Origin of the sequence: Paraburkholderia sp. BR14312 (genome assembly GCF_040948675.1) — a bacterium.
Taxonomy (GTDB): domain Bacteria; phylum Pseudomonadota; class Gammaproteobacteria; order Burkholderiales; family Burkholderiaceae; genus Paraburkholderia; species Paraburkholderia nodosa_A.
This window is the reverse complement of the sequence record NZ_JBFPKI010000003.1, coordinates 58,080-82,597: the sequence shown is the minus strand read 5'-3', so window position 1 is coordinate 82,597 and position 24,518 is coordinate 58,080. Positions and strand designations below refer to the sequence as shown.

General features: G+C 67.6%; 24 protein-coding genes. 16 read left to right on the top strand and 8 right to left on the bottom strand.

Going from position 1 to position 24,518, the window contains the following annotated elements; all coding sequences use genetic code 11:
- Positions 1-16: 16 nt before the first annotated feature.
- From rsfS to upp, 6 genes are all read right to left on the bottom strand, one after another.
- Entirely contained in the window at positions 17-484 is a 468-nt protein-coding gene (gene rsfS / locus AB3X98_RS09725) for a ribosome silencing factor (RefSeq protein WP_069265313.1), read from the bottom strand.
- Between the two features lie 2 nt (positions 485-486).
- Positions 487-1,230: a nicotinate-nucleotide adenylyltransferase gene (locus tag AB3X98_RS09720; protein ID WP_368606735.1), complete on the bottom strand. Its 744-nt coding sequence runs from the start codon at positions 1,228-1,230 to the stop codon at positions 487-489.
- 4 nt (positions 1,231-1,234) lie between these two features.
- Positions 1,235-2,170 (bottom strand): oxygen-dependent coproporphyrinogen oxidase, encoded by a 936-nt coding sequence (gene hemF, locus AB3X98_RS09715; protein WP_368610235.1) that lies wholly within the window; start codon positions 2,168-2,170, stop codon positions 1,235-1,237.
- Positions 2,171-2,486: 316 nt separating this feature from the next.
- Positions 2,487-3,761, bottom strand: coding sequence for a phosphoribosylamine--glycine ligase (gene purD / locus AB3X98_RS09710; protein ID WP_368606737.1), 1,275 nt, complete (start codon positions 3,759-3,761; stop codon positions 2,487-2,489).
- A gap of 123 nt (positions 3,762-3,884) precedes the next feature.
- Positions 3,885-4,613, bottom strand: coding sequence for a YebC/PmpR family DNA-binding transcriptional regulator (locus AB3X98_RS09705; RefSeq protein WP_069265309.1), 729 nt, complete (start codon positions 4,611-4,613; stop codon positions 3,885-3,887).
- A gap of 373 nt (positions 4,614-4,986) precedes the next feature.
- On the bottom strand, positions 4,987-5,637 hold the full coding sequence (upp, locus tag AB3X98_RS09700) for a uracil phosphoribosyltransferase (protein WP_028205714.1): 651 nt from the start codon (positions 5,635-5,637) through the stop codon (positions 4,987-4,989).
- Positions 5,638-6,008: 371 nt separating this feature from the next.
- Here upp and AB3X98_RS09695 point away from each other — a divergent pair, with 371 nt between their 5' ends.
- The 16 genes from AB3X98_RS09695 (at position 6,009) to AB3X98_RS09620 (ending at position 23,079) form a co-directional block, all read left to right on the top strand.
- On the top strand, positions 6,009-6,788 hold the full coding sequence (locus AB3X98_RS09695) for an SDR family oxidoreductase (RefSeq protein ID WP_069265307.1): 780 nt from the start codon (positions 6,009-6,011) through the stop codon (positions 6,786-6,788).
- A gap of 102 nt (positions 6,789-6,890) precedes the next feature.
- On the top strand, positions 6,891-7,280 hold the full coding sequence (locus tag AB3X98_RS09690) for a methylglyoxal synthase (protein ID WP_069265494.1): 390 nt from the start codon (positions 6,891-6,893) through the stop codon (positions 7,278-7,280).
- A gap of 59 nt (positions 7,281-7,339) precedes the next feature.
- Complete coding sequence (locus AB3X98_RS09685; protein WP_342947942.1) at positions 7,340-8,314, top strand: quinone oxidoreductase; 975 nt, start codon at positions 7,340-7,342, stop codon at positions 8,312-8,314.
- A gap of 264 nt (positions 8,315-8,578) precedes the next feature.
- Positions 8,579-8,701, top strand: coding sequence for a potassium ABC transporter ATPase (locus AB3X98_RS09680; RefSeq protein WP_069265305.1), 123 nt, complete (start codon positions 8,579-8,581; stop codon positions 8,699-8,701).
- Positions 8,698-8,790 (top strand): K(+)-transporting ATPase subunit F, encoded by a 93-nt coding sequence (gene kdpF / locus AB3X98_RS09675; protein WP_027819619.1) that lies wholly within the window; start codon positions 8,698-8,700, stop codon positions 8,788-8,790. Before AB3X98_RS09680 ends, kdpF begins: the two co-directional genes overlap by 4 nt.
- Entirely contained in the window at positions 8,787-10,592 is a 1,806-nt protein-coding gene (kdpA, locus tag AB3X98_RS09670) for a potassium-transporting ATPase subunit KdpA (RefSeq protein WP_368606738.1), read from the top strand. The genes kdpF and kdpA overlap by 4 nt, the downstream gene beginning before the upstream one ends.
- A 31-nt stretch (positions 10,593-10,623) precedes the next feature.
- On the top strand, positions 10,624-12,708 hold the full coding sequence (kdpB, locus tag AB3X98_RS09665) for a potassium-transporting ATPase subunit KdpB (RefSeq protein WP_069265493.1): 2,085 nt from the start codon (positions 10,624-10,626) through the stop codon (positions 12,706-12,708).
- Positions 12,709-12,748: 40 nt separating this feature from the next.
- Positions 12,749-13,327, top strand: coding sequence for a potassium-transporting ATPase subunit KdpC (kdpC, locus tag AB3X98_RS09660; protein WP_342947945.1), 579 nt, complete (start codon positions 12,749-12,751; stop codon positions 13,325-13,327).
- A gap of 132 nt (positions 13,328-13,459) precedes the next feature.
- Positions 13,460-16,411, top strand: coding sequence for a DUF4118 domain-containing protein (locus AB3X98_RS09655; protein ID WP_368606739.1), 2,952 nt, complete (start codon positions 13,460-13,462; stop codon positions 16,409-16,411).
- Positions 16,404-17,102: a two-component system response regulator KdpE gene (gene kdpE, locus AB3X98_RS09650; RefSeq protein WP_069265302.1), complete on the top strand. Its 699-nt coding sequence runs from the start codon at positions 16,404-16,406 to the stop codon at positions 17,100-17,102. Before AB3X98_RS09655 ends, kdpE begins: the two co-directional genes overlap by 8 nt.
- 114 nt (positions 17,103-17,216) lie before the next feature.
- A complete protein-coding gene (gene sugE, locus AB3X98_RS09645) occupies positions 17,217-17,537 on the top strand; it encodes a quaternary ammonium compound efflux SMR transporter SugE (RefSeq protein WP_069265301.1) in 321 nt (106 codons plus the stop codon).
- A gap of 210 nt (positions 17,538-17,747) precedes the next feature.
- Positions 17,748-18,362 (top strand): DUF4126 domain-containing protein, encoded by a 615-nt coding sequence (locus AB3X98_RS09640; RefSeq protein WP_069265300.1) that lies wholly within the window; start codon positions 17,748-17,750, stop codon positions 18,360-18,362.
- A gap of 179 nt (positions 18,363-18,541) precedes the next feature.
- Complete coding sequence (locus AB3X98_RS09635) at positions 18,542-21,091, top strand: ABC transporter permease (RefSeq protein ID WP_368610251.1); 2,550 nt, start codon at positions 18,542-18,544, stop codon at positions 21,089-21,091.
- 96 nt (positions 21,092-21,187) lie between these two features.
- Positions 21,188-21,598 carry a group II truncated hemoglobin gene (locus AB3X98_RS09630; protein ID WP_069265299.1) on the top strand — a complete coding sequence of 137 codons (411 nt, stop codon included), beginning with the start codon at positions 21,188-21,190 and terminating at the stop codon, positions 21,596-21,598.
- Positions 21,599-21,757: 159 nt separating this feature from the next.
- Positions 21,758-22,495, top strand: a complete 738-nt coding sequence (locus tag AB3X98_RS09625) for an alanyl-tRNA editing protein (protein ID WP_368606344.1) — start codon at positions 21,758-21,760, stop codon at positions 22,493-22,495.
- Positions 22,492-23,079, top strand: a complete 588-nt coding sequence (locus AB3X98_RS09620) for a DUF924 family protein (protein WP_069265297.1) — start codon at positions 22,492-22,494, stop codon at positions 23,077-23,079. The genes AB3X98_RS09625 and AB3X98_RS09620 overlap by 4 nt, the downstream gene beginning before the upstream one ends.
- A 19-nt stretch (positions 23,080-23,098) precedes the next feature.
- Here AB3X98_RS09620 and AB3X98_RS09615 read toward each other — a convergent pair whose 3' ends face one another.
- Both AB3X98_RS09615 and AB3X98_RS09610 read right to left on the bottom strand, forming a co-directional pair.
- Complete coding sequence (locus AB3X98_RS09615) at positions 23,099-23,845, bottom strand: SDR family oxidoreductase (RefSeq protein WP_368606345.1); 747 nt, start codon at positions 23,843-23,845, stop codon at positions 23,099-23,101.
- A 75-nt stretch (positions 23,846-23,920) separates the two neighbouring features.
- Entirely contained in the window at positions 23,921-24,505 is a 585-nt protein-coding gene (locus AB3X98_RS09610) for a TIGR00730 family Rossman fold protein (RefSeq protein WP_069265295.1), read from the bottom strand.
- Positions 24,506-24,518: the final 13 nt, after the last annotated feature.

The window sequence follows — 24,518 nt, the reverse complement described above, 5'->3', positions numbered from 1 at the left end:
CGCGAACGCGCCGCGCTTACTTCGCGGTTTTACGCGCGGCGCTCTTGCGCGCGGGCTTCTTCACGGCCGGCGCGGCTTCTTCGTCTTCGTCCTCGCCGTCCATCGGCTCGCTCGGGCGTGCGCCCACGAAGCCCGTGCTGGCGGCGAGCTTCACGCGCACCGGCTTGTCGCCCCAGATTTCCTCGAGGTTGTAGTACTGGCGCAGCGCGGGCTGGAGGATGTGGACGACCGCGTCGCCGCAATCCACGAGCACCCATTCGCCGATGTCCTCGCCTTCCGTGCTGATGATGTCGCCGCCGGCTTCCTTGACCTTCTCGCGCACGCTGTTGGCGAGCGCCTTGGTCTGGCGGTTCGAGGTGCCGCTCGCAACGACCACGCGGTCGAACAGCTCAGTCAGATGGCTCGTGTTGAAGACGCGGATGTCTTGCGCCTTGACGTCTTCGAGACCGTCGACGATGGCGCGTTGAAGTTTGCGGATGTCCATAGTTACCCGTGATGCAGATAGAGATGATGTTGAAGGATATAGTCCCACACGGCCGCGGGAAGCTTGTCGGCGGCGGTGCCGCGACGTTGCCCGCTTGCCACGCAGGCGGGCAGGTCGCGCCGGATTTCGGTCGCCGAAACGTCGAGCGCGAGCGTGTCGTCGACCAGCAGGTGGCCGTACGGCGTGGTCGCAAGCGCGGCGGCGCTTGCGCGGCGAGCGGTGGCTTCACGCGCGACTTCGGGCGGCAGCGCCGCGAAGTCTTCGTCAAAGCCGAAGCCGGGGCGGCTCGCCACGGCCAGATGCGCGAGGGAGAAAAGCTCGCGCCATTCGTGCCACGAATCGAGGTGCAGCAGTTGATCGGCGCCCATTAACAGCGTGAGCGCCGCTATCGCGTTGCTCGCGTTGCCGTCGACGTCGCGTCGCGCACGCCAGCGGCGCAGCGTTTCCACTGTGTAGGTCGGGCCGTTGTGCTCGATTTCGTCGGCATCCACTGTCACCGTCACGCCCGGCAGCGCGAGCGAGGCAGTGGCGGCACGCGTCATGGCGAGCCGATCCTGCGCCGCGGTAACACCCGGCTTTTGCCACGGTTGTCCGGCGGGCAGCAGGATCAGCTCGTTCAGGTCCAGCACGCGCGCAAAATGGCGCGCGAGCGCGAGGTGGCCCTCGTGGATCGGATCGAACGTGCCGCCGAGCAGCCCGACGCGCCGTTCGAGCGCGTTGGGCGGGACGGTGAAAGCGTGCGTCACGGCGTCAGACCCAGTCGCGCACGGGCAGGAAGTCGCTGTAGAGGCGCGCTTCCGGCGTGCCCGGCTGCGGCTGCCAGTCGTAGCGCCAGGTGGCGCCCGGCGGCATCGACATCAAGATCGATTCGGTGCGGCCGCCGCTTTGCAGGCCGAAATGCGTGCCGCGGTCCCAGACCAGATTGAATTCGACGTAACGACCGCGCCGGTACGCCTGGAACTCGCGCTCGGCTTCGCCGTAGGGCGTTGCGCGGCGCTTTTCGATGATCGGCAGATACGCCTTCAGGAAACCGTCGCCCACGCTCCTGAGCATGGCGAACGCCTCGTCGAAGCCGCCAGTGGCGTAATCGTCGAAGAAAATACCGCCCACGCCGCGCGCTTCGTTGCGGTGCTTCAGGAAAAAGTACTCGTCGCACCAGCGCTTGAAGCGCGGGTACAGGTCCTCGCCATAGGGCGCGAGCGCGTCGCGGCACACGCCGTGGAAGTGCTGCGCGTCTTCCTCGAAGCCATAAAAAGGCGTGAGGTCCATGCCGCCGCCGAACCAGAATACCGGCGCCTCGCCCGCCTTGGTGGCGAGCAGCATGCGCACATTCATGTGCACGGTCGGGCAATACGGATTGCGCGGATGCAGCACGAGCGAAACACCCATCGCCTCGAAGCCGCGGCCGTTCAGTTCGGGGCGCGCCGCCGTTGCCGAGGGCGGCAAGGCGTCGCCGGAAACGTCGGAAAAGCCGATGCCCCCGCGCTCGAAGAACTCGCCGCCTTCGATGATGCGCGTGCAACCGCCGCCGCGCAGCTTCTCGCCGGGGCCGCGTTGCCAGTTGTCGGTGGCGAACGGCTTGCCGTCGAAGGCGCCGAGCGTGTCGGCGATCTGCGTCTGCAGGCCGGCCAGCCAGGCGCGGACGGCGGCGCTGTCGGGGTAGGCGCGGTTAGGGGTGTCGGTCATCGATGAAATGGGGACGGCAGCGCTCGGGCGCTGGAATCGGTTCTTCGTCGGGTTATGCGTTAGGTTACTGGGATAGGCCGCCCGGCGCGGCCTGACAGCGGCAGTGTAGCGCCGATCGGCGCGACGCCCGGCGCCAACGGCGGCCGCGCGGGCTGCATGCTGCGCGCGCTTCAGGCTGCTGCGTGGCGGATGGCTTTTCAGCGTACGAAACCGGCCAGACGAAAATGCCGTGAGCGCGCCGTTGCGCGGTGGCGCATGGCCGCTCGCTTTCTTTGGGGCCGCATCGAAAGCGGGCGGCCCCGGCAAAGCGCTGCGCTTACTGCTTGCGCCCCGCGGCGCGATAGCCAATGTCGTTGCGATACTGCATGCCGTCGAACGAGATGCGGTTCACGGTCTCGTACGCCACGTTCTGCGCGCTGCGCACCGAATCGGCGAGACCCACCACGCACAGCACACGGCCGCCCGAGGTCACGAGCTTGCCGTCCACCATCTGCGTGCCCGCATGGAACGTCACCGAATCGTCGGTTTCGGCGGGGATCTCGCTGATGCGGTCACCCTTGCGCGGCGTTTCCGGGTAGTTGTGCGCGGCGAGCACGACGCCAAGTGCCGTGCGGCGGTCCCAGTCGAGCTCGACCTGGTTGAGCGTGCCGGCGATGGCGTGCTCCACGACCTTCGAGAAGTCGCCCTTCAGGCGCGCCATGATCGGCTGCGTCTCGGGGTCGCCCATGCGGCAGTTGAATTCGAGCGTCTTCGGGTTGCCCTGCGCGTCGATCATCAGACCGGCGTAGAGGAAGCCCGTGTAGCGGATGCCTTCCTTCTCCATGCCCGCCACGGTCGGCAGGATGATTTCGCGCATCACGCGTGCGTGCAGCTGCGGCGTGACGATCGGCGCGGGCGAGTAGGCGCCCATGCCGCCCGTGTTCGGGCCCTGGTCGCCATCTTGCAGGCGCTTGTGGTCCTGGCTCGAGGCGAGCGCGAGTACGTGCTTGCCGTCCACCATGACGATGAAGCTCGCTTCCTCGCCCGCCAGGAATTCCTCGATCACCACGCGCGCGCCGGCGTCGCCGAGCTTGTTGTCGGCGAGCATCATGTCGATGGCCTGGTGCGCTTCTTCCAGCGACATCGCCACGACCACGCCCTTGCCGGCAGCCAGGCCGTCGGCCTTGATGACGATGGGCGCGCCGTTCTTCTCGACGTAGGCGTGCGCCGCCGCGGCGTCCGAGAAGGTCTCGTAGGCCGCCGTCGGGATGTTGTGGCGTTTCATGAACGCCTTGGCGAAGTCCTTCGAGCTTTCGAGCTGCGCGGCTTCCTTCGACGGGCCGAACACCTTCAGGCCGCGCTGGCGGAACACGTTGACGATGCCCGCGGCGAGCGGCGCTTCGGGGCCGACCACCGTGAGGGCGACGCCTTCGCGCTCGGCGAAATCGGCGAGCTCGTGGATATCCGTGATGTCGACGTTGGCGAGCCGCTCGTCCTGCGCGGTGCCGCCGTTACCGGGTGCGACGTAGACGAGCTGCACGCGCGGCGACTGCGCGAGCTTCCACGCCAGCGCATGTTCGCGGCCGCCAGAACCGACGACGAGTAACTTCATGAGAATCCCCGAAAGACCAAGACCAGAAACAGTTGCGGCCGGCGCACAGTGCGCCGGCCGTGAAAATCGCAAGCAGGAGGCGGGGCCGAACCAGACCTCGACGCGGCCTCCCGCGCCGACGCCTTATTCCTCGGCGATCGACGCGTTGGTGTACACATCCTGGACGTCGTCCAGGTTTTCGAGAGCGTCGAGCAGCTTTTGCATCTTCACGGCGTCGTCGCCCGTGAATTCGACCTCGTTCTGCGGCTTCATGGTGACTTCGGCCATTTCGGCCTTGAAGCCCGCGGCTTCGAGCGCGGTCTTCACCTTCGTGAAGTCGAACGGCGGGCAGACCACTTCGATCGAGCCGTCGTCGTTCGTCACGACGTCGTCGGCGCCCGCTTCGAGCGCGGCGTTCATGAGCTCGTCTTCGGGCGTGCCCGGCGCGAACACGAACTGGCCGACGTGATCGAACATGAACGCAACCGAGCCGTCCGTGCCCATGTTGCCGCCGAACTTCGAGAACGCGTGGCGCACTTCCGCGACCGTGCGGGTGCGGTTGTCGGTCATCGTGTCGACGATGACGGCCGCGCCGCCGATGCCGTAGCCTTCGTAGCGGATTTCCTCGTAGTTCGCGCCATCGACACCGCCCACACCGCGCTGGATGGCGCGGTTAATGTTGTCCTTGGGCATGTTGGCGTCGTACGCCTTGTCGACGGCCAGACGCAGGCGCGGGTTCGTGTCGGCATCGCCGCCGCCCATGCGCGCCGCGACCTGGATTTCCTTGATGAGCCGCGTCCAGACCTTGCCGCGCTTCGCGTCAGCAGCAGCCTTCTTGTGCTTGATGTTGGCCCATTTCGAATGACCCGCCATACCTTTCTCCGTCTCACGCGCCATGCGCGTGCAGTGTGCAATGTGCTGTTGTCGTTGCGATGTTCCCGGGTGCGGCCTTCGCGCGTCGTTCGCGCGGCGCGCGTGAATGTCGCGCGTGCCTCGCGCGCCACGGCCGCGCAGCACGATGTGCCGGCAGGATGGGACGCAGCGCCCGTTCAGGTGGATCTGAATTTTATCACGCCGGGACCGTCCGGCTTCGCCTGCCTACGTAACGTAACGCCAGACGATTGCCGGTTACGCCGGCTGCAGAGGGTGCTAAGGGGGCGGGATCGGGTGCGCCCGGCCAAGGCGGGGTAGGGGGAGAGGGCGGCCCGTTTTCGCCGGCCGCCCCTGAACAAGCGTGGCGCAGCTGTTAGTTTTTCGTGCCGAAGAGCCGGTCGCCGGCGTCACCCAGGCCCGGGATGATGTAGGCGTGCTCGTTCAGATGCGAATCGAGCGACGCCACGTAGAGCTTCACGTCCGGGTGGGCCTTCTGGAACACGTCGACGCCCTCGGGCGCGGCCACCAGCGCGAGGAACAGGATGCGCTCGCCGGGCACGCCGCGGCGCTTGAGCACGTCGATGGCGTGCGCCGCCGAGTAGCCCGTCGCGACCATCGGATCGCAGAGGATGAAGGTGCGGTCTTCGAGGTCGGGCAGTCGCACGAGGTACTCGACCGGGCGATGGTCGTCGGCGCGGTACACGCCGATATGGCCGACGCGCGCAGAGGGCACCAGCTCGAGCAGGCCGTCGGACATGCCCACGCCCGCGCGCAGCACCGGCACGATGGCAAGCTTCTTGCCCGCGATCACCGGCGCATCGATTTCGACGAGCGGTGTCTTCACGCGGCGCGACGCGACCGGCAGGTCGCGCGTGATTTCATAGCCCATCAGCAGCGTGATCTCGCGCAGCAACTCGCGGAACGTGCGCGTGGACGTGTCCTTGTCGCGCATATGCGTGAGCTTGTGCTGGATCAGCGGGTGATCGAGGATGAAGAGATTCGGGAAACGGCTGTCCTGTTTCATGACGGGGCGCACGAGGCTGCAAGGGAATCGGAGAATCGGTCGTGCCGTTGCCGCGCGAGCCCGAAGCGCACGCCCGGGTTGCGCGGTGGCGGCGAGCACGGGCCGCCGCGCGGCAAGCGCTCAAGGCTTGCGAGGGCGCCGGGCCGCGCTACAGGCGCAAGTATACGGTAAGCATGCGCGCACCGGCGCGCGCTTGGCGCGTTGCGACGCGACTTCGCTCACGGGTTGCCGGGCCGCGCGCCATCGGCCTTCCACGCGTCGCGCCCGATTCTTCTAGAATCCCAAAAAGGTCGCAGGGCGGGACGGAGCAAGGCCTGGCCGTGTCCGCCCTGTCACAGGACGGTCATCCACGCAAAAAGGACACGAAAACGATGGACATGGGCATCGCAGGACGCAACGCGCTGGTGTGCGCGGCCAGCAAGGGACTTGGGCGCGGCTGTGCCGAGGCGCTCGCCGCCGAAGGCGTCAACGTGACGATCGTCGCGCGCACCGCGCAGACGCTGGAAGAAACCGCCGCGCAGATCCGCAAGAGCACGGGCGTGGACGTCAAGGCGGTGGCCTGCGACATCACGACCGAAGCGGGCCGCGCCGCCGCGCTCGCGGCGTGTCCGTCGCCGGATATCCTGGTGAACAACGCGGGCGGGCCGCCGCCGGGCGACTTCCGCAAGTACACCCACGAGGCGTGGATCGCGGCGCTCGAAGCGAACATGCTCACGCCGATCGCGCTGATCCAGTCGACCATCGACGCCATGATCGCGCGCGGGTTCGGGCGCATCGTCAACATCACGAGTTCGTCGGTGAAGGCCCCGATCGACGTGCTCGGCCTCTCGAACGGCGCGCGCTCGGGCCTGACGGGCTTCGTCGCGGGCGTGGCGCGCCAGGTCGCGGCCACGGGCGTCACGATCAACAACCTGCTGCCGGGCGCGTTCGACACCGACCGCATCCAGGCCACCATCGTCGCGCAGGCGAAGGCGAGCCAGATTTCGGAAGAGGAAGCGCGAGCGCGCCGTATGAAGGCGATTCCGGCCGGACGTTTCGGCACGCCCGAGGAATTCGGCCGCGCCTGTGCGTTCCTGTGCAGCGTGCACGCGGGCTATATCACCGGGCAGAACTGGCTGATCGACGGCGGGGCTTATCCGGGCACCTACTGATATCGAGTCAGCGTTGGGCAGCAGCGGCGCCTTTTGGCGCCGCATCACGACACGCATCACGACAATTACGCACGCAAACCACACGTCAAGGAGAGTTACGCCATGCCAACCCGCGTCGCACTGATCGCGCACGACCACAAGAAGGATGACATCGTCAAACTGGCGACCGAATACGTCGATACGCTGCGTCACTGCGAGATCGTCGCGACCGGCACGACCGGCTCGCGCATCGAGGCCGCGACGGGCGTGAACGTCGAGCGCATGCTCTCGGGCCCGCACGGCGGCGACCTGCAGATCGGTGCGCGGCTCGCGGAAGGCAACGTCGACATCGTGATCTTCCTGCGCGACCCGATGACCCCGCAGCCGCACGAACCCGACATCAACGCGCTCGTGCGCGCATGCGACGTGCACGACGTGCCGTGCGCAACCAACATCTCGACGGCGCGCATGCTGCTCGACGTGCTCACGCTGCGCCAGAAGAACGCGGTCTGACGCGCGCGCCGCGGAGCCCGATTTCAGGAAACCCGCCAGGACAACACCAAGGAGACGTGATGACCAAGGCAATCCGATACGACAAGACCGGTGGCCCCGAAGTGATGAAGTGGGTCGATGTCGACGTGGGCGAGCCGGGCGAGGGCGAGGTGCGCTTGCGCCAGACCGCCTGCGGCCTCAATTACATCGACGTGTATTTCCGCACCGGGCTGTACCCGCAGCCGCTGCCGGCAGGCCTCGGCATGGAAGCGGCCGGCGAGGTGACGGCGGTGGGCAGTGGCGTGAGCGCGCTGAAAGTGGGCGATCGCGTGGCTTACGTCGCGCGTCCGCCGGGTGCCTATGCACAGGAGCGCGTGCTGCGTGCCGACCAGGTGATCAAGCTGCCCGACGCGATCAGCGACGAAGCGGCGGCCTCGATCATGCTGCAGGGCCTCACCGCGCAATACCTGCTGCGTCGCACGTATCGCGTGAAGGCTGGCGACACCATCCTCATCCAGGCTGCGGCGGGCGGCGTGGGCCTGCTCGTGTGCCAGTGGGCGAAGGCGCTGGGCGCGACCGTGATCGGCACCGTGGGCTCGGACGAGAAGGCCGCGATTGCGAAGGCGCACGGCTGCGATCATCCGATCGTCTACACGCGCGAGGACTTCACGGCGCGCGTGCGTGAGATCACGAACGGTGCGGGTGTGCCCGTGGTGTACGACTCGATCGGCAAGGACACCTACACGAAGTCGCTCGACTGTCTTGCCCCGCTCGGCATGTTCGTGAGCTTCGGCAATGCATCGGGGCCGCTGCCGCCGCTCGATTCGTCGGAGTTCGCCGGGCGCGGCTCGCTCTTCTTCACGCGCCCGACGCTCTTCACGTATATCGCGAAGCGCGCCGACTACGAGGCGATGGCCGCCGAACTGTTCGACGTGGTGTCCTCGGGCAAGGTCAAGACGTCGATCAACCAGCGCTACGCGCTCAAGGACGTCGGGCAGGCCCACGCCGGTCTCGAAGCGCGCAAGACTACCGGTTCGACCGTGCTGATTCCGTGACATGACCATTGATGCACTGCTGCGCCGCATGGGACATGCTTCGGCGCCGGCGCATTGATTTGACCTTTACGTTTCTTGACTCCGTCATGGAGACCCAAAAGGCGCGCAACGCCAACGTTGCGCGCTTTTTTTCTTTGTGCCCCGGCCCGTGATCGCGTCCGCGTTTACGCGCTTTTTATACGAGCGCCAAGACCTTTGATCCGGATTTAATGCCGCAGCGGGTAACTTTCAGCCATCCGTCATCCGCGAATGGAGAACACGACAATGGATGTGCTGTATATCGGGGGGCTGGTGGTTTTCGCCGCGCTCACATACGCGTTGATCGCGGGCTGCGAGAAGCTCATGCAGTACCGCCGCGATCAAGGTGCGAAGGGGGTGCGACCATGACCTGGATCTTCTGGCTATCGGGGGCGGCAACGCTGTTGCTGTTCGTTTATCTCGTCCATGCGCTGCTGCGCGCGGAGGATATCGAATGAACGCCAACAATCTGCTCCAGGCGGGGATTTTCCTCGTCATTCTGCTCGCGCTCGCGGTGCCTGTATCGCGCTACATGACGCGCGTTCTCGACGGACGCTCGCGCGTCGTGCGGCTCTTCGCGCCGCTCGAAAACTTCCTCTATCGCATCGCCGGCGTCGATCCGCAGGCCGAGATGAACTGGAAGCGCTATGCGCTCGCCACCATCTCGTTCAACGTGCTCGGCGTGGGCTTTCTCTATGTGCTGCTGCGCATTCAGGGCTGGCTGCCCGGCAATCCGCAGCAGTTCGGCGCGATGACGGTGGACGGCGCGTTCAACACGGCCGTGAGTTTCGTCACCAACACCAACTGGCAGGACTACACGCCCGAGCAAACGGTGAGCTATCTCACGCAGATGCTCGGCCTCACCGTGCAGAACTTCCTGTCGGCGGCGACGGGCATCGTGGTCGTGATCGCGCTGATTCGCGGCTTTGCACGCCACTCGGTGCAGACCATCGGCAACTTCTGGGTCGACCTCACGCGCACGACGCTCTACATCCTCGTGCCGATGTCGGCGATCATCGCTGGGCTGCTGATGAGCCAGGGCATGATCCAGAACTTCAAGGCGTATCAGGACGTGCCGGTGCTGCAAACCACGACCTACGCCGCGCCGAAGCTCGACGCCCAGGGCAACCCGGTGAAGGACGCGAAGGGCAATCCCGAGACGGTGGACACGAAGGTCACGTCGCAGACGCTCGCCATGGGCCCGGTCGCTTCGCAGGTCGCGATCAAGATGCTCGGCACCAACGGCGGCGGCTTCTTCAACGCGAACTCGGCGCATCCGTACGAGAACCCCACGCCGGCCTCGAACGTCATCGAAATGTTGGCGATCCTGATCATTCCGGCCGCGCTGTGCCTCGTGTTCGGCAATATGGTGGGCGATCGCAGGCAGGGCGTCGCGGTGCTCGCGGTGATGACGGTGGCGTTCGCCGTGGCCGTGGGCGGCGTGCTGTCCGCCGAGCAGTCGGGCAATCCGATGTTCACGACGCTCAACGTCGACCAGCACGCCAGCGCGCTGCAAGCCGGCGGCAACATGGAAGGCAAGGAAACGCGCTTTGGCATCGCGCAAACGGGCATCTTCGTGGTCGCGACCACGGCGGCTTCGTGCGGCGCCGTGAACGCGGCGCACGACTCGCTCACGCCGCTCGGCGGTCTCGTTCCGCTGCTCTTCATCCAGCTCGGCGAGGTGATCTTCGGCGGTGTCGGTTCGGGTCTCTACGGCATGCTCGTGTTCGCGCTGCTCGCGGTGTTCGTGGCGGGGCTCATGATCGGCCGCACGCCGGAATATGTCGGCAAGAAGATCGAGTCGTTCGAGATGAAGATGGTCTCGATCGTCGTGCTGCTCACGCCGCTGCTCGTGCTGCTCGGCACCTCGATCGCCGTGCTCTCCGACGCGGGCAAGGCCGGTATCGCCAATCCGGGTGCGCATGGCTTTTCCGAGATCCTGTATGCGTTCAGCTCGGCCGCCAACAACAACGGCAGCGCGTTCGCAGGCCTGACCGTGAACACGCCGTTCTATAACTGGCTGCTCGCCATTGCCATGTGGTTCGGCCGCTTCGGCACCATCATTCCGGTGCTCGCCATCGCGGGTTCGCTCGCGAGCAAGAAGCGCATTGCTGTGACGGGCGGCACGCTGCCCACGCATGGCCCGCTCTTCGTCGTGCTGTTGCTCGGCACGGTGCTGCTGGTCGGTGCGCTCACCTATGTGCCCGCGCTCGCCCTCGGTCCCGGCGTCGAGCATCTGATCATGATGGGCGTGCATTGAACGGGGGCTTCGCAACATGAGCGAAACGAAAATGAATCAGCATAGTGCAACTCGGTCCATGTTCGATCCGGCGCTGGTGCGCCCGGCCATCGTGGACTCGTTCAGAAAACTCAATCCGCGCACGCAGTTGCGCAACCCGGTGATGTTCTGCGTCTACGTGGGCAGCGTGCTCACGACGATCCTCTGGATCGCGGCGCTCGTGGGCCAGGCCGAAGCGCCCGCGGGTTTCATCCTCGCGGTCGCGCTCTGGCTGTGGTTCACGGTGCTGTTCGCGAACTTCGCGGAAGCGCTCGCCGAAGGACGCTCGAAGGCGCAGGCGGCGTCGCTTCGCCAGGCCAAGAAAGACGTCATGGCCAAGAAGCTCAACGAGCCGCATCCGAAGGCGCCGATCCGCATCATGACGGCGTCCGATCTGCGCCGCGGCGACGTGGTGCTCGTCGAGACCGGCGACACGATCCCGGCCGACGGCGAAGTGATCGAAGGCGTGGCATCGGTGGACGAATCGGCCATCACGGGCGAATCGGCACCGGTGATCCGCGAGTCGGGCGGCGACTTTTCCTCCGTGACGGGCGGCACGCGCGTGCTCTCCGACTGGATCGTCGTGCGCGTCACGGCGAACCCAGGCGAAGCGTTCCTCGATCGCATGATCGCGATGGTCGAAGGCGCGAAGCGTCAGAAGACGCCGAACGAAATCGCGCTCACGATCCTGCTCGTCGCGCTGAGCATCGTGCTGCTGCTCGCCACCGCGACGCTGCTGCCGTTCTCGATGTTCTCGGTCGAGGCCGCGAAGATGGGCCACGTGGTCACGATCACGGCGCTCGTGGCGCTGCTCGTCTGTCTGATTCCGACGACCATCGGCGGTCTGCTTTCGGCGATCGGCGTGGCCGGCATGAGCCGCATGATGCAGGCCAACGTGATCGCGACTTCGGGCCGTGCGGTGGAAGCTGCCGGCGACGTGGACGTGCTGCTGCTCGACAAGACCGGCACGATCACGCTCGGCAATCGTCAGGCGTCGATGTTCCTGCCGGCGCCCGGCGTGACCGAAGAAGTGCTCGCCGACGCCGCACAGCTCTCGTCGCTCGCCGACGAAACGCCGGAAGGCCGCAGCATCGTCGTGCTCGCGAAGCAGCGCTTCAACATTCGCCAGCGCGACATGCATTCGCTGCACGCCGCGTTCCTCGCTTTCAGCGCCCAAACGCGCATGAGCGGTGTGGACATGCCCGGCCGCGAGATCCGCAAGGGCGCGGCCGACGCCGTGAAGAACTATGTTCAGGCGCATGGCGGCCGTTTCCCCGGCGAAGTCGACAACGCCGTGGACGATGTGGCCCGCCGCGGCAGCACGCCGCTCGTGGTGGCCGAAATGCATGACGGCGCCGCGCGCGTGCTCGGTGTGATCGAGCTGAAGGACGTGGTGAAGGGCGGCATCAAGGAGCGCTTCGCCGAGCTGCGCAAGATGGGCATCAAGACCGTGATGGTGACGGGCGACAACCGCCTGACCGCCGCCGCGATCGCCGCCGAAGCAGGCGTTGACGACTTCCTCGCGCAGGCCACGCCTGAAACCAAGCTCGCGACGATCCGCGAACATCAGGCGCAAGGCAAGCTCGTGGCGATGACGGGCGACGGCACCAACGACGCCCCGGCGCTCGCGCAGGCCGACGTGGCCGTGGCGATGAACACGGGCACCCAGGCCGCGAAGGAAGCGGGCAACATGGTCGACCTCGATTCGAACCCGACCAAGCTCATCGAGATCGTCGAGATCGGCAAGCAGATGCTCATGACGCGCGGCTCGCTCACGACGTTCTCGATCGCCAACGACGTCGCGAAGTACTTCGCGATCATTCCGGCGGCGTTCGCTTCGACGTATCCGCAACTGCGCGTGCTCGACGTGATGCATCTGACGTCGCCGTCGTCGGCGATCCTCTCGGCGGTGATCTTCAACGCGCTCATCATCGTGATGCTGATTCCGCTCGCGCTCAAGGGCGTGAAGTACCGGCCCCTCGGCGCCGCGACGCTGCTGCGCCGCAATCTGCTGGTCTACGGCCTCGGCGGCATTCTCCTGCCGTTCCCGTGCATCAAGCTCATCGACATGGTGCTCGCCGCGTTCGGCTGGGTTTGATCCGCGCCAACCCACGCGGATAGATACATAGGAAGCCAAAATGAAATCGCAGTTTCGTCCTCTGATCGTGATCTTCGCCGTACTGACGGTCATCACCGGCCTCGTGTATCCGGCCGTGATGACCGCGTTCGGCCAGGCCGCGTTCCATCACCAGGCCAACGGCAGTCTGGTCGAAGTCGACGGCAAGGTGGTGGGCAGCGCGCTCATCGGCCAGCAGTTCGACGCGCCCCAGTACTTCTGGGGCCGTCTGTCGGCGACCTCGCCGATGCCGTACAACCCGGCGGGCTCGGGCGCCTCGAACCTCGGGCCGACCAACCCGGCGCTCGCCGACGAGATCAAAGGCCGCATCGCCGCCCTCAAGGCCGCGGGCACCGATGTCTCGCAGCCCATTCCGGCCGACCTCGTGACGTCCTCGGGCAGCGGGCTCGATCCCGAGATCTCGCCGGCCGCGGCCGCCTACCAGGTGGCGCGCGTGGCGCAGGCGCGCCATATGAGTGCGAACGACGTGCAGGCGCTCGTGGACCGCTTTACGAAGGGCCGCCAGTTCGGCCTCTTTGGCGAGCCGCGTGTGAACGTGCTCGAGCTCAACCTCGCGCTCGACGGCAAAGAGGTTAGCTGAGCGGGAACGTCGAGCCGCGCCGCACGCTCGACGCCCCGCGCGTCGCGCGTGCGGTTTGCCATTTCCGTGCCACGGTGAGACGATCATTCGTGCCACAGGTGCAACCTCCGTGATTTTCATCCCGACTTCCGCATGAACCGCCCCGATCCCGACGAACTGCTCGACCGGCTGCAGCGCGACGAAGAAAAACGCCGCCGCGGCAAGCTGAAGATTTTCTTCGGCGCGTCAGCTGGCGTCGGCAAGACCTATGCGATGCTGCAGGCCGCCCGCCGGCGCGCCGAGGAGGGCGTGGACGTGGTGGTCGGCATCGTCGAGACGCATGGGCGCAGCGAGACCGCCGCGCTCACCGCCGGCCTCGACGTGATGCCGCGTCAGCGTATCGCCTACCGCGGGCGGCTGCTGGAAGAGTTCGATCTCGACGCGGCACTCGAACGCAAGCCGCAGCTCGTGCTCGTCGACGAGCTGGCGCATTCGAACGTGGCCGGCGCGCGCCACATGAAGCGCTGGCAAGACGTGTACGAACTGCTCGACGCGGGCATCGACGTCTACACGACCGTCAATGTCCAGCACCTCGAAAGTCTCAACGACGTGGTGGGGCAGATCACGGGTATTCGCGTCTGGGAGACCGTGCCCGACCGTGTGTTCGACCGCGCCGACGAAGTCACGCTCGTCGACCTGCCCGCCGAAGAACTGCTCGACCGCATGCGCGACGGCAAGGTGTACATGCCGGCGCAGGCCGAACGCGCGGTGCGCAACTTCTTTCGCAAGGGCAACCTGATCGCGCTGCGCGAGCTTGCGCTGCGCCGCACCGCCGATCGCGTGGACGCGCAGATGCGCGAGTATCGTGCCGATCGCTCGATCCAGCATGTGTGGCAGGCGCGCGAGCGCCTCGTCGTCTGCGTCGGGCCGGGGCCCGAGGCGAACGCGCTGGTGCGCGCAGCCGCGCGACTCGCCGCGAGCCTGAAGGCCGACTGGATCGCCGTGTACGTGGAGACGCCGAAGCTCCAGCGTCTGCCCGACGCCGTACGCGAGCGCACGCTCGGCGCGCTCAAGCTCGCCTCCGAACTCGGCGCCGAAACGGCGACGCTCGCGGGCGAGGACGCCGCGACCACGCTGGTCGGCTACGCGCGGCTGCGCAACGTATCGAAGCTCGTGGCGGGCGGGTCGCTGCGCACGGGCTTGTCACGCTGGGTGAAGCGCCCGTTCGGCGAGCGCCTTGCCGAAAAAGCCGGCGACGTCGATCTCACGCTCGTGCGCGCGAGCGCGGGCGAAGCCGTGCGTGGGGGCAGCGAGCCCGGGGGGGCGGCCAGCGCCGCGACGCGCGCCGCCAACGCCTGGCGCGATGCGCTTGCGGCGGGCGGCGCCGAGCGCTCGCCGCCGCGCGCCTACGGGGCGGCGCTCGTGATCTGCGCGTGCGTGACGCTCGTCGCGAACCAGCTGATCGACCGCATCGATCTCGCGAACCTCGTGATGCTGTATCTGCTCGGCGTGATCTTCGCGGCGACGAAGCTCGGGCGCGGACCGGGCGTGATGCTCTCGTTTGCAAGCGTCGCGGCGTACGACTTTTTCTTCGTGCCGCCGCGCATGTCGTTCTCGGTCTCCGATACGCAATATCTGCTGACCTTCGTCGGCATGCTGCTCACTTCGCTCGTCATCAGCCATCTCACGTCGAGCCTGCGCCGCGAGGCGAGCGTCGCGCAGCGGCGCGAACAGCGCACCGGCGCGATGTACGCGATGGCGCGCGAGCTGGCCGCGGCGCTGACCACGGAGCAGATCGTGGCGATCGGCAGCCGCCACGTGAGCGAGGTGTTCGGCGCGCGGGTGGCGCTGCTGCTGCCCGATAGCGCCGACAAGGTGCAGCAGAAGATCGAGGAGCCCGATCCGAAGATCATGCTCGACGCCGAAAACCTCGACATCGACGTGGGGCAGTGGGTGTACGACCAGCAAAAGCCCGCGGGCAACGGCACCGACACGCTGCCGGCGGCTGTGGCGCGCTACCTGCCGCTCAAGGCGCCGATGCGCACGCGCGGCGTGCTCGCCGTCGTCACACGCGACGTGCGCGAGCTGCAGGTGCCCGAGCAGCAGCGCATGCTCGACGCGTTCGCCGCGCAGATCGCGCTCGCGCTCGAGCGCGTGCACTACGTGGACATCGCGCGCGACGCGCTCGTCAACATGGAATCGGAGCGGCTGCGCAACTCGCTGCTCTCGGCCATCTCGCACGACCTGCGCACGCCGCTCACGGCGATTGTCGGCTTCTCGTCGATGCTCGCGCAAACGCACGAGCCCGAGGATGCGCAAGACTCGCGCTCGGGCGAGCTGATCGAGGCGATTCACGACGAGGCGCTGCGCATGACGGGCATCGTCACGAACCTGCTCGACATGGCCCGGCTGCAGGCGGGCAGCCTCAATCTCAATCGTCAGTGGACGCTGCTCGAGGAAACCGCGGGCGCCGCGCTCGCCGCTTGCCGCCGCGTGCTCGCGCGGCATCCCGTGCAGGTGAGGCTGGAAGAAGGCTTGCCGCTGCTTCAGCTCGACGCCGTGCTGATGGAGCGGCTCTTCTCGAACCTGCTGGAGAACGCCGCCAAGTACACGCCCGCCGACACGCCGCTCACCATCGCGGCGCGGCGCGTGGAGGAGGGCGGCCAGCCGTTCGTGCGCGTCTCGATCGAGGACAACGGGCCGGGTCTGCCGCCCGGCATGGGCGAGCGCGTGTTCGAGAAGTTCACGCGCGGCGAGAAGGAGTCGGCCAAGCCCGGCATCGGGCTCGGACTCGCCATCTGCCGCGCGATCGTGGAGGCGCACGGGGGTACAATCGGCGCAGCCAATCGCGTTGCCGCCGACGGCCATGTGGAAGGCGCGACGTTCTGGTTCGCGCTGCCCGTGGAGTCGCCGCCGCCGCTGCCCGCCGATGTGACCGATGCGCCGGAGGCACACGAAGCGCTCGAGCCGCTTGAGCCGCTCGAGCCGCTCGAGCCCGCCGGCGATGCAGAACATGCGAGCGCCGTCGAACCTGTCAGAGGCGAATCCGTCGCACGGATGCCCGCCTCTCAAGAAAACGTCGATCCCAAACCCGCAAATGAGTGACCCGAGCATCGCCGTCGTTCTCATCGAAGACGAAAAACAGATTCGCCGATTCGTGCGCGCAACCCTGGAGGGCGAAGGCATCGTCGTGCACGACGCCGAGACCGGCAAGCAGGGCCTCGTCGAGGCCGCCACGCGCAAGCCCGACCTCGTGATCGTCGACCTGGGCCTGCCCGACACCGACGGCCTCGACGTGATCCGCGAACTGCGCGGCTGGAGCGATCTGCCCGTGATCGTTCTGTCGGCGCGCACCCAGGAAAGCGAGAAGGTGGCCGCGCTCGACGCCGGCGCCGACGACTACCTGACGAAGCCCTTCGGCGTGTCCGAACTGCTCGCGCGCATTCGCGCGCAGCTACGGCGGCGCAACCGAGGCGGGGCGAACGAGGTGCCGCAGGTGAGCTTCGGCGCCGTGAACGTCGATCTGGGCTTGCGCCAGGTCACGCGCGAAGGCGCGCCCGTGCATCTCACGCCGATCGAGTACCGCCTGCTCGCCACGCTCGTGCGCGATGCGGGGCGCGTGCTTACGCACCGGCAACTGCTGCGCGAGGTCTGGGGGCCGTCGCACGTGGAGAGCAGCCATTACCTGCGCATCTACATGGCGCATCTGCGGCAGAAATTGGAGCGCGATCCCGCGCAGCCGGAGCACATCATTACGGAGACAGGCGTGGGGTATCGGCTGGTCGGCGTGCAGTAGGGCTGCACTGCGAGCCTGCACTGCGTCGGTGCTATCATTACAGCTCTGTAAGGACGGCCTTACGGATTCTGACGTCATCGGGGACGGCCCCATTTTTCAAATGGAGCGTTCCCCATGTCCTGGTTTCTTCTTCTCGTCGCCGGCCTGCTCGAAGTGGCGTGGGCCGCCGGTCTCAAATCTTCCGAAGGATTCACGCGGCTCTGGCCCTCGGTGTTCACCGTGGTCACTGCCCTGGGCAGCTTCGTCCTGCTCGCCATGGCCATGCGTCAGCTGCCGCTCGGCACCGCCTACGCGGTGTGGACTGGCATTGGCGCGGTCGGCGCGTTCGTGTTCGGCATCCTCATGATGGGCGAGGCAGTGAGCGCCGCGCGCGTGGCAAGCGCCGCGCTGATCGTGCTCGGCCTCATCGGACTCAAGCTTTCTTCGGCCGCCTGATTAAATTCGCTGCGCATACCTCGATGCGGACCTGTGCCGCGGCCGCGCAACACCGCTGCGGCACCGCAGCGAGCGTGGCTATAATGGAACGGTCATAACCCGATAACCCTCCGCGCCGCATGAGCGGCGAGCGTGTGCGCACAGCGCCTGCTCTCCCGCTTTTGCGCGTGGAGCGCCGGCGCCCCGGCCGCCCGCGCGAGGAGGCAAGCCATGCTGGAACCACTTTCGCTAGCAGCGGGCCTGTCCTGGGGCAGCGGCCTGCGTCTCTATCTCACGGTGCTGATGGCCGGCGTCTTGCAACGTCTTGGCCTGATCCATCTGCCCGACACGCTTGCCGCGCTCGCTTCGCCGTGGGTGATCGGCATCGCCGCCGCGCTCACGGTCCTCGAATTCCTCGCCGACAAGATTCCCGCGTTCGATTCGCTCTGGGACGCGGTGCATACCTTCATCCGTATTCCGGCCGGGGCCGTGCTCGCAGCCGGTGCGCTTGGCCATGCCGATCCGGCGCTGTTGACCGTCGCGGCGCTTGCGGGCGGCACGCTCGCGGGCACGGCGCATCTCGCCAAGGCGGGCACGCGCGCGTTGATCAATCTGTCGCCTGAGCCGGTGTCGAACGTCGTCACATCGAGCGCCGAAGACGGTATGACCTTCGTCGGCGTGCTGCTCGCGCTCTTCGTGCCTGTGCTCTTCCTCGTCATGCTCGTGGCGTTCCTCGTGCTCGCGGCCTGGGCGCTGCCGCGCCTGTGGCGCGGCGTCCAGGGCGGTTTTCGCGGCATGGCGACGCACATGGTTTCGCGGCTTTCGCTGCGCGGTCGTCACGATTGAGCGGCGGCGCGCCTTCTTCCTCCAACGCCAGACCTCCGCGCAGCGAAGGCGGCCCGGGCTTCGTGCAGGCTGAGCCGCCGGGCGCGGCTGGTGGCCCGGCTGGTCCTGGCGGCCCGCGTGCGCCGGTGGCCGTGCGCACCACACCTGGCTGGTCCGATCTCGTGCATCTTGCCGCGCGCATGACGGCGCGCGACTGGCGCGCGGGCGAACTCACCATGCTGCTGTTCGCGCTCGTGCTGGCCGTGGCGGCGCTCGCCAGCGTCGGTTTTCTCGCTGACCGTCTGCAGCGCGGCCTCGAGCGCGATGCCCGGCGCATGATCGCCGCCGATTTCATCGTGCGCGCCGATCACCCCGTCGATCCCATGTTCGCGCGCGAGGCGCAGTCGCTGTCGCTGCGCACGGCGACCACGGCGATCTTCCCGAGCATGGTGAGTTCGGGGACGCCACAGGCCGCGGCAGCGGCGGGCGCTTCCGCCGCCCCGGTCGCCACGGCCACTCGTCTTGCTGCCGTCAAGGCCGTCTCGGCGGACTATCCGTTGCGCGGCGCGCTGCGCATCGCCGCGGCGCCGGGTGCACCCGATCACGCTGCGCAAGGCATTCCCCCGCCCGGCACCGTCTGGGTGGACGACGAACTGCTCGACGCGCTCAAGCTCCATGTCGGCGACACGGTGAAGGTCGGCACACGCACCTTCACCGTCAACGCGCTCATCACGAAAGAACTCGACCGCGGCTTTTCGTTCGTGAACTTCTCGCCGCGGCTCATGATGCGCGCCGACGAAGTCGCGTCGACCGGACTGCTCGGCTATGGCAGCCGCGTGACCTACCGCCTGCTCGTGGCGGGCGCCGATCCGGCCGTCGCGCAGTTCGCGTCCTGGGCGCGTGCGCGCGTGGATGGCGGCAAGATGCGCGGCGTCGCGCTCGAATCGCTCCAGGACGGCCAGCCTCAGGTGCGCCAGACGCTCGACCGCGCGCGCCACTTCCTCACGCTGGTTTCGCTCCTGACAGCGTTGCTCGCGGCGGTGGCGATCGCCATGGCCGCGCATCGCTACACGCGCCGCCATCTCGACGCCTGCGCCGCGATGCGCTGCCTCGGCGCGAGCCAGCGCACGTTGCGCACGCTGTTCGTGCTGGAGTTCGCGGGGCTCGGACTCGTGGGCGGCGTAGCGGGCGTGGCGCTCGGCTACGCGGGTCATCTCGCGCTGCTGGCGTGGCTCGGTAATCTCATCGACGTCGTGCTGCCGCAGCCCGGGCCGTTGCCCGTGCTCGAAGGCATCGCCGCGGGCCTCGTGCTGCTGCTGGGCTTCGCGCTGCCGCCGCTCCTGCCGCTCACGCGCGTGCCGCCGGTGCGCGTGCTGCGCCGCGAGTGGGGCGACGAAGGACGCGCCGCGTGGGCGGCCTATGGCGTCGGCATTGCGCTGTTCGCGGGGCTGCTCGTGATCGCGGCGGGGGAGTTGAAGCTGGGCGGCATCGTCGCGGGCGGTTTCGCGATCGGGCTGCTCGTGTTCGCCGGCGTGGCGCGCGCGGCGCTCTGGTGCGCGGCGCGCGTGGCGCGCAGCGGACGCCTCTCCGGGCAGGCGCGCGCGGGCGTGGGTTGGCGCTATGCCCTGGCGTCGCTCGAACGGCGTCCGGGCGCTAGCGCGCTGCAGATCACGGCGCTCGCCATCGGCCTCATGTGCCTGTTGCTGATCGCGATGACGCGCAACGACCTCGTCGAAGGCTGGCGCAAGTCCACGCCGCCCGACGCGCCCAACGAATTCCTCATCGACATCCAGCCCGATCAGCGCGACGCCGTGGCCGCCTGGCTGCGCTCGCATGGCATTGCCGGGGCTGCCGGCAGCGATCTCCAGCCGATGGTGCGCGGGCGTCTCATCTCGATCAACGGCAAACCCGTGAATCCCGACTCGTACAAGAGCGAGGACGCGCGCCGGCTCGTCGATCGCGAGTTCAATCTCTCGTACACGACGAAGCTGCCCGACGACAATCGCATCGAGGCCGGCACCTGGTATGGCGATGCGGCCACGCCGCAGCTATCGATCGAGCAGGGACTCGCGAAGCTCATCAACGTGAAGCCCGGCGACGTGCTCAAGTTCGACGTGACGGGCCTGGAAGTCACGGCGCCCGTGACTAGCGTGCGCAAGCTCGACTGGGGCTCGTTCAAGGTCAACTTCTTCGTGCTGATGCCGCCCGAACTGCTGCGCGATTTTCCGGCGACGTACATCACGAGCTTTCACCTGCCGCCCGGGCAGCGCCAGGTCGTGGACGGTCTCGTGGCCCGCTATCCCAACGTCACCGCGATCGACATCGCGCCGATTCTCGCGCAGATCGAGCGTGTGCTGGAGCAGGTGATCGGCGCGGTGCAGTTCCTCTTTCTCTTCACGCTCGCCGCCGGCGTGCTGGTGCTCTACGCGGCGCTCGCGGGCACGCGCGACGAGCGCATGCGCGAGTCGGCGCTGCTGCGCGCGCTGGGGGCATCGCACCAGCAGGTGCGCGCGGTGCAGGTGGCCGAATTCGTTTCCGTGGGTGCGCTCGCGGGGCTCATGGCGGCAATCGGCGCGCAGGCGGTGGGCTCGGTGCTCGCCACGCACGTGTTTCTCTTCTATCTTCCGTTCGATCCGTGGCTCCTGCCTGCGGGCATCGCCGCAGGGGTGGTGTGCGCGGGCGTGGGCGGGTGGATCAGCTTGCGGCACGTGCTCGCGCGGCCGGCGCTGCAGTCGCTGCGCGACGCGTAGAGCAGCAACCCGCCGCCGCCCGCCACGCGCCGCTGTGCGAAAATCAACGATCTACGGCAGTGCGCTGCCGTCCCTCTTTTTTCCCGATTCAACCGTATGACCGATCCAGCCGACGAAGCGCCGCAGAAACCCACGGCCTTCGAACTCGTCGGCGGCGAGGCGCGCGTGCGCGAACTCGTCGACCGCTTCTATGACCTGATGGACCTCGAGGCCGATTTCGCGGGCATCCGCGCGATGCATCCGCAAACGCTCGACGGTTCGCGCGACAAGCTGTTCTGGTTTCTCTGCGGCTGGCTTGGCGGCCCGGACCACTACATCGAACGCTTCGGCCATCCGCGCCTGCGCGCGCGCCATTTGCCGTTCGCGATCGCCTCGTCCGAGCGCGACCAGTGGCTGCGCTGCATGGCCTGGGCGATGGAAGACGTGGGCCTCGCGGAGCCGTTGCGCGAGCGCCTGCTGCACTCGTTCTTCGATACCGCCGACTGGATGCGCAATCATCCGGGCTGATTGACTGGGCCCGATTGTTCCGGTCCCTGCGCCGGTACAGTCAGGCGCTCACGCATCGCGGCCGTCCGGCGGGGCGTTTCGCCTCGCGGCCATAATGGCCCTTTGGCGGGCGTCCGGCTTTGCGCGGCCCGCCGTACGCAAAACAAGGAGACACCCACGATGACGACCACCCGCGCGCTCTTTCGCGAAGACGCCTATCTCACGCAGTGCGAAGCGACCGTGCTTGCCGTTGGCGAGGACGGCGTGCGACTCGACCAGACCGTGTTCTATCCGCTCGGCGGCGGCCAGGCCGGCGACGCCGGCGCGCTGGTGCTCGCCGACGGTACGCGCATCGAGATCGCCGACACGCGCAAGGCGAAGTTCGAAGGCGCGACGCCCGACGACGCGCTCCACGTTCCCGCGCCCGGCCAGCAGGCGCTGCTCGCGCGTCTCGGCGCGGGCGAGCGCGTACGCGCCGAGATCGACTGGGCGCGCCGTCACCGGCACATGCGATTGCATACGGCGAGCCATCTGATGTGCGCGGTCCTGCCATATCCCGTGGACGGCTGCAGCATCACGACCGACTATGCGCGCCTCGATTTCGCGACCGTCGAGCCGATCGAGCGCGAGATGGTGGAGGCGCGGCTCGCCGAACTCGTGTCGGGCGCGCACGCGGTGGCGACCGAATGGATCACCGACGAGGAAATGGCGCAACGCCCCGAACTCGTGCGCACGATGAGCGTGAAGCCGCCGATGGGCCTGGGCCGTGTGCGGCTGTTGCGTATCGATAACGTCGATTTGCAGCCCTGCGGCGGCACGCATGTGCGCAATACGCAGGAGATCGGCGCGCTGCGGGTGGCGAAGCTCGAGAAGAAGAGCGCGCGCACGCGGCGTCTCGTGCTGGAACTGGCGTCATGACGCTCGACGCGCGTGCGCGCGAGGTGCTCGACTTCTGGTTCGGCGCGCCGGGTTCGGAGGAGTTCGGCCGCGAGCGCAAGATGTGGTTCCGCAAGAACGCCGCGTTCGACGCCAGGCTGCGCGAACGCTTCGGCGCGCTGCTCGACGCCGCGTGTGCAGGCGAGTTCGACGCATGGTGCGAGACGCCCGAAGGCGCGCTCGCGCTCGTGATCGTGCTCGACCAGTTCTCGCGCAACTGCCACCGCGGCACGCCGCGTGCATTCTCCGCGGACGACAAGGCGCTCGGCATCGCGCGCAGGATGGTGGCGAACGGCGCGGATCTGCGCCTACCCACGCTGCAGCATCGCTCCTTCGCTTATCTACCGTTCGAACACGCCGAAAGCGCCGAAGCGCAGCGCGAATCGCTGCGTCTGTTCGGCGAGTTGGCGAAGGATCCCGAGGGCAAGGGCTACTACGATTACGCGGTGCGCCACGCGCAGATCATCGAGCGCTTTGGGCGCTACCCGCATCGCAACGTGCAACTGGGCCGCGATTCCACCGACGAAGAAGCCGCTTTTTTGCGCGAGCGGGGTTCGTCGTTCTAGCAAAAGCCAGCGCGCGAGTTCAGCGTCCGCCGCTCACGTCGAGCAGGGCGCCTGTGACATACGAGGCCGCGTCGCTGAGCAACCACACGATCGTTTGTGCGACTTCGTCGGCGCTGCCGGGCCGGCCGAGCGGCGTTTGCGCGCCGAGCACGGCCGCGCGGTCGGGGCGGCCGCCGCTCGCGTGGATTTCGGTGTCGATGAGGCCGGGGCGCACCGCGTTCACGCGCACGCCCTGCGGGCCGAGTTCCTTGGCGAGCCCGATCGTCATCGTGTCGACCGCGCCTTTGGACGACGCATAGTCCACATATTCGTTGGGCGAGCCAAGCCGCGCGGCAGCCGAAGAAACATTGACGATCGAGCCGCCGTCGCCGCCGCGATCCTTCGACATGCGCCGCGCCGCTTCGCGTGCGCACAAAAACGCGCCGTACACGTTCACGTCGAACATGCGCTTCAGACGCTCGGCGCTCATGTCGGCGACCTGGCTGCCGGGCGCCACGATGCCCGCGTTGTTCACGAGCGCATCGATACGGCCATAGGCCGATTCGAGAGCGTCGAACATCGCGACGACGTCTGCCTCGCTCGCGACGTCGCCGCGCAGCACGCGCGCGTGGCCGCCCGCGCGGCCGACTTCGGCGGCGGTTTCGGCGGCGGCCGGTTCGTTGTGCAGATAGTTGACGCCCACGGTCCAGCCGTGTGCGCCGAGCAGGCGCGCCGTCGCGCGGCCGATGCCGCGGCTCGCGCCGGTGATCAGGACAACCTTGCTCATCGCGATGTACTCGTCATGGAGGTAACTGCGCGTGGTGCCTGCGGATTGTCGGGCGAACGGCGCGATGCGGCCGGGTCAAACGTTCTCGCGCAAATCCGCCCACTTGTCCTTCGTGGGCGCGTGGTAACGCTTGAGCCTGGCGATCAGCGCCACGGGATCGCCGTCGGTTTGCAGCATGTCGCGGTAGGTCTGGCGCATGAAGCCTTCGCGCACCGTGTGATCGAGCAGCGCCATGAGCGGATCGTAAAAGCCGCCGATGTTCAGCACGCCCACCGGCTTGCGGTGATAGCCGAGCTGCGCCCACGTATAGACCTCGAACAGCTCTTCGAGCGTGCCCGCGCCGCCCGGAAGCGCGACGAAGGCGTCGGAGAGGTCGGCCATCATCTTCTTGCGGTGGTGCATGTCGGGCACGACATGCAGCTCGGTGAGGCCCACATGGCCCACTTCCTTGTCCACCAGCAGCTTGGGGATCACGCCGATGGCGCGGCCGCCGCCCGCCATCACGGTGTCGGCGATCACGCCCATCAGGCCGACCTTGCCGCCGCCATAGACGAGCGCGAGGTTCGAGGCGACGAGCGCGCGGCCGAATGCCTGTGCGGCTTCGGTGTACACCGGATTGGCTCCGGGCGAGGAGCCGCAATATACGCAGACTGCTTTCATTCGGCTTTTGCCT

Bases quoted from the DNA above. Each gene is read 5' to 3' on its own strand.
- kdpB (WP_069265493.1), top strand. From the start codon at position 10,624: ATGAATCAGCATAGTGCAACTCGGTCCATGTTCGATCCGGCGCTGGTG.
- kdpE (WP_069265302.1), top strand. From the start codon at position 16,404: ATGAGTGACCCGAGCATCGCCGTCGTTCTCATCGAAGACGAAAAACAG.
- AB3X98_RS09685 (WP_342947942.1), top strand. From the start codon at position 7,340: ATGACCAAGGCAATCCGATACGACAAGACCGGTGGCCCCGAAGTGATG.
- upp (WP_028205714.1), bottom strand. From the start codon at position 5,637: ATGAAACAGGACAGCCGTTTCCCGAATCTCTTCATCCTCGATCACCCG.
- AB3X98_RS09705 (WP_069265309.1), bottom strand. From the start codon at position 4,613: ATGGCGGGTCATTCGAAATGGGCCAACATCAAGCACAAGAAGGCTGCT.
- AB3X98_RS09630 (WP_069265299.1), top strand. From the start codon at position 21,188: ATGACCGATCCAGCCGACGAAGCGCCGCAGAAACCCACGGCCTTCGAA.
- AB3X98_RS09680 (WP_069265305.1), top strand. From the start codon at position 8,579: ATGGATGTGCTGTATATCGGGGGGCTGGTGGTTTTCGCCGCGCTCACA.
- AB3X98_RS09625 (WP_368606344.1), top strand. From the start codon at position 21,758: ATGACGACCACCCGCGCGCTCTTTCGCGAAGACGCCTATCTCACGCAG.
- purD (WP_368606737.1), bottom strand. From the start codon at position 3,761: ATGAAGTTACTCGTCGTCGGTTCTGGCGGCCGCGAACATGCGCTGGCG.
- AB3X98_RS09690 (WP_069265494.1), top strand. From the start codon at position 6,891: ATGCCAACCCGCGTCGCACTGATCGCGCACGACCACAAGAAGGATGAC.
- rsfS (WP_069265313.1), bottom strand. From the start codon at position 484: ATGGACATCCGCAAACTTCAACGCGCCATCGTCGACGGTCTCGAAGAC.
- AB3X98_RS09695 (WP_069265307.1), top strand. From the start codon at position 6,009: ATGGACATGGGCATCGCAGGACGCAACGCGCTGGTGTGCGCGGCCAGC.
- AB3X98_RS09615 (WP_368606345.1), bottom strand. From the start codon at position 23,845: ATGAGCAAGGTTGTCCTGATCACCGGCGCGAGCCGCGGCATCGGCCGC.
- AB3X98_RS09620 (WP_069265297.1), top strand. From the start codon at position 22,492: ATGACGCTCGACGCGCGTGCGCGCGAGGTGCTCGACTTCTGGTTCGGC.
- AB3X98_RS09610 (WP_069265295.1), bottom strand. From the start codon at position 24,505: ATGAAAGCAGTCTGCGTATATTGCGGCTCCTCGCCCGGAGCCAATCCG.
- hemF (WP_368610235.1), bottom strand. From the start codon at position 2,170: ATGACCGACACCCCTAACCGCGCCTACCCCGACAGCGCCGCCGTCCGC.
- sugE (WP_069265301.1), top strand. From the start codon at position 17,217: ATGTCCTGGTTTCTTCTTCTCGTCGCCGGCCTGCTCGAAGTGGCGTGG.
- kdpC (WP_342947945.1), top strand. From the start codon at position 12,749: ATGAAATCGCAGTTTCGTCCTCTGATCGTGATCTTCGCCGTACTGACG.
- AB3X98_RS09655 (WP_368606739.1), top strand. From the start codon at position 13,460: ATGAACCGCCCCGATCCCGACGAACTGCTCGACCGGCTGCAGCGCGAC.
- kdpA (WP_368606738.1), top strand. From the start codon at position 8,787: ATGAACGCCAACAATCTGCTCCAGGCGGGGATTTTCCTCGTCATTCTG.
- AB3X98_RS09640 (WP_069265300.1), top strand. From the start codon at position 17,748: ATGCTGGAACCACTTTCGCTAGCAGCGGGCCTGTCCTGGGGCAGCGGC.
- AB3X98_RS09635 (WP_368610251.1), top strand. From the start codon at position 18,542: ATGACGGCGCGCGACTGGCGCGCGGGCGAACTCACCATGCTGCTGTTC.
- kdpF (WP_027819619.1), top strand. From the start codon at position 8,698: ATGACCTGGATCTTCTGGCTATCGGGGGCGGCAACGCTGTTGCTGTTC.